The sequence below is a fragment of the Pseudomonas fuscovaginae SE-1 genome (assembly GCF_000364705.1).
Taxonomy (GTDB): Bacteria; Pseudomonadota; Gammaproteobacteria; order Pseudomonadales; family Pseudomonadaceae; genus Aquipseudomonas; species Aquipseudomonas fuscovaginae_A.
The window spans coordinates 1-3,091 of sequence record NZ_AQOH01000238.1 but is presented as its reverse complement, the minus strand read 5'-3'; the positions used below and the strand labels follow the sequence as shown (position 1 = coordinate 3,091).

General features: G+C 48.1%; 4 protein-coding genes and 1 pseudogene. 2 read left to right on the top strand and 3 right to left on the bottom strand.

Annotated elements, in window-relative coordinates; translation table 11 throughout:
• Both K675_RS31115 and K675_RS0120290 read right to left on the bottom strand, forming a co-directional pair.
• A pseudogene (locus K675_RS31115) lies at positions 1–988 on the bottom strand (hypothetical protein); the annotation flags it as partial.
• Positions 989–1,296: 308 nt separating this feature from the next.
• Positions 1,297–1,704, bottom strand: coding sequence for a phage pre-tape measure protein (locus K675_RS0120290; protein WP_017905309.1), 408 nt, complete (start codon positions 1,702–1,704; stop codon positions 1,297–1,299).
• A gap of 209 nt (positions 1,705–1,913) precedes the next feature.
• Between K675_RS0120290 and K675_RS0120285 the strand changes: the two genes are divergently transcribed.
• On the top strand, positions 1,914–2,354 hold the full coding sequence (locus K675_RS0120285) for a hypothetical protein (protein WP_017905308.1): 441 nt from the start codon (positions 1,914–1,916) through the stop codon (positions 2,352–2,354).
• The gene (locus tag K675_RS0120280) at positions 2,354–2,677 is read left to right on the top strand and encodes a hypothetical protein (RefSeq protein ID WP_017905307.1); all 324 of its coding nucleotides are present in this window, start codon (positions 2,354–2,356) and stop codon (positions 2,675–2,677) included. Before K675_RS0120285 ends, K675_RS0120280 begins: the two co-directional genes overlap by 1 nt.
• Before the next feature lie 15 nt (positions 2,678–2,692).
• Here K675_RS0120280 and K675_RS31110 read toward each other — a convergent pair.
• A partial coding sequence (locus tag K675_RS31110) for a hypothetical protein (RefSeq protein ID WP_157383964.1) occupies positions 2,693–3,091 on the bottom strand: 399 nt, incomplete at its 5' end.

Here is a 3,091-nt window from a genome sequence, read left to right as displayed (position 1 = left end):
TAACAACCCCGCCAATGAAGCTGCTCAGCCATTTCTGGAACTTGCCCATAATGTTTTGGGCGGTTTCCAATACATCCGTGAAACTGTTATAGGCATCTTTGCCCATGTTTTCCCAGACGTCCGTAAATTCAGCCGCGATACTGTAAACGGTGCTTTTGATGCCTAGGTAAACAACCTTGAATCCATCAGTTACCATCCCTGCCAGTTTTAATATGTTTGACAGTACTGGATACACTTTTTCAAAAGACTTGGACGTACCTGCCCCAGCGTCTTTGGCCGCATCCCTGGCAGTTTCAAAACCGTTGGTTAGCAGCTCAACAAATGCCTGGACTTCTGGAGCAACCCCCGAAATGGCTTTTTTGAACTCGACACCAACAGTGGCATTGAGATCTACAAGCGATTTTTGAAGACCGTCCACGTTTACGGCGTCAAGGTCGCTCAGGGTGAGGCCGGCCTGCTTGGCATTGGTCATCAATTGCTTAAATTCAGCCGAGCCATTTTTCAGGATGGGGAGCAGGTTCCTGAGATTGTCACTGCCGATTTGATCAAGAAACGTTCGCTTATCATCAGCAGACATATCCTTCATCACGTCCGCAATTTTAAGCATCTGATCCAGGGGGCTGAGCTTTGCAAACTCCTTGGCATCGGCTTTCATAATTTGAAAGAAATCGATCGCGCCCCCGCTATTGATCGATGAGAATTCTTTCACTTTAATAGAGACTTCGGTCAATGCATCCTGGAGCTGCTCAGCATTGACCCTGGCACCCTTGAAGGCCGCATATTGAGCTGCCGTCAGGTCTTCCATATTCATGTTAAGGAACTGGGCCGCTTGGTTCAACTTGCCCATTTCGTCAACTGCTTCGCTTATTACTTCAGCGCCCTTGAAAGCAGCAAAGGCGGCAGTGAGGCCAGCAGCTGCCTTATTTAGGATGCCAGACGCTTCGTCCCGTGCTCTCAGAACGAGTTGGATAATGGTACTTCCAGCCATGCTTTATTCTTCTTATGATTGTTGGCTAAGTTGGTCTATAAGCGCTTTGAAGTCTTTGCCATCTCCAGTCGCTATGGCAATCCTGGACATGTGATCGGCGATGATCTTTGTCACCAGCTGTTCGCGTAGGCGCTCTTTATGAACAGTGGTCAGGTGAAGTAGCTTTTTGATTGAGTATTCGTATGGGTTCGAATACCCGTGACCGTTCGCAATCAGCAGTTCACAGCAGTCAATAAGTACCAGGGCAAACTGATCTGGATCTTGTTCTTCGGTCGAGTCCTGTCGCCTACGATTTGCCTCGAACTGCTTTACTTTTTCAGCAGCGCTAAGATTGTCGGAGCGATCTTTGCCAGGCTTTTTTTTAGACCTTGCGGGAATGTCAGCTCGAACACGGCAGACAGCAGTTCCAGACCAACAGGGAAAGGGAGGTTGCGCACGTACTCTTCAGCCTCCCTTTGTTTTGAGCCGCAGGCGATACAGGCAGCAGCAAAGTCCGGAAAGCTTTGCAAAATCTCGCTTGAAGTCTCGGGGTTTGACAGTGACTCTTTTGCATTACGCAGGAAGATAGCTGCCAGCTGAGTGCGGTATCCGTCTACCAGGTATACAAAATCAGATGTGGTGAGGCCGAACACATCAATCGTGACCTCCGGCATATCTTCTGACGACTGATGTAGGGTGATTTTCCTGGACGGAATGACGAGATCTGAGAGTGCCATGCTTTCTTCTTTTTGTTATTTGGCTTTTCTTCATTATACCCGGCCCACACCACCACAGGGGCCCAATCCAGTTTGACAACAAACAAAACAGAGGTAGATATATTTTTGCTGTATACCTCAACTCTCTTCGATGTCTACTGGTGCGGCGTGGTACTCACCTGTAATATTGAAACTGTAGCAACACACAACACAAAAGAGAGAGATGAGCCATGTTCAGCAACGATGACTGCAAAGACGTTAACGAAAAACTGCAGCAGTACAAAGACACGACATTCGTTCGTTATGCGACGATTGAAGAATGGCGCGAAGCTGCGATCACTGAAGTCCTGGAAAAATTTGGTCTTTCGAGTGATGAGGAAGAAGCTGAGCGCTTGAAGCCTTTGATTATCGCAGTCGCGGACAAGATTGCTGAGGGAATGGTTGATCCGGAAGCTTCAGGGTCATACAGCCTGGCCGCATCTCGACAAGAGATCAAAGACATCGTGTTTACTGCCAGCTTGAACACTCGCGCCGACAACCTCAAAGACTTCATGAGTGAGGCAAGGGAGCTGATCGAGCAACAGCATGTTCTGGATGACTCCGCTGACTCCGAATTCTTTGAGCAAACCTGCCGAGATAATTTCTTCGTAACTGATGAGGAGTCTAAGTGATGTTTGATCCAAGAACCGATCTGCCGGAACCGCCCAAGACATTGAACTTCGGCACAACCACCAGCTACGAAGAGTTTGGCGCTCTCTTCAAGGGGATGATGGAGACCAGGAACAGCCCTGCGATCGAGCGCAAAGCCATTGACGACCTGGCTGACTTTATCGAACAGAACCTGCTGGATGAGCTCGCTGACCAGGGATGTATCGAAGGCTTCGTCATCAATGCCTTGGAGTGCCTGCAAAGAGACGTCAGTAACATCGGGCACTACAAGCCGTCCTGGCGTACAGCGGCGTGCCGCCAGGTGTGGTTTAAGTACAACCACTGATGTGGATAAGCCGGATTAGGAGTCCGGCCCCGTATCGTGGTTCTCATTGCCTATTGCAATTGCATGGGGATTAGAATTTATTCGGATTATTGAAAGTGGTGACTTTACAAAACCGTCCCCAAGTTTGACTAAGGACTCATCGATTTCCCCAGCGGCTCGCAGCTGAGGCACGATTCCTTTGATATTCTCAATTTTGGTAAGAATATCATGGAGCATCGTGGCGTACTTCAGTCGCTCTTGAGCGTTTTTTCTATAGTTATTTGCGGTCGCATACTGATATAAATCACTGCCGTTGTTCCATTTTTTCTCAATGCAAAGACGGCTAAAGTGGTCGAAAAACTCTATGGTTGAATTAATGCGATCATCGTGAATAATTAGATCGCCGATTATCTTAGTATTGACGTCACGCTCCAA

Bases quoted from the DNA above. Each gene is read 5' to 3' on its own strand.
- K675_RS0120290 (WP_017905309.1), bottom strand. From the start codon at position 1,704: ATGGCACTCTCAGATCTCGTCATTCCGTCCAGGAAAATCACCCTACAT.
- K675_RS0120280 (WP_017905307.1), top strand. From the start codon at position 2,354: ATGTTTGATCCAAGAACCGATCTGCCGGAACCGCCCAAGACATTGAAC.
- K675_RS0120285 (WP_017905308.1), top strand. From the start codon at position 1,914: ATGTTCAGCAACGATGACTGCAAAGACGTTAACGAAAAACTGCAGCAG.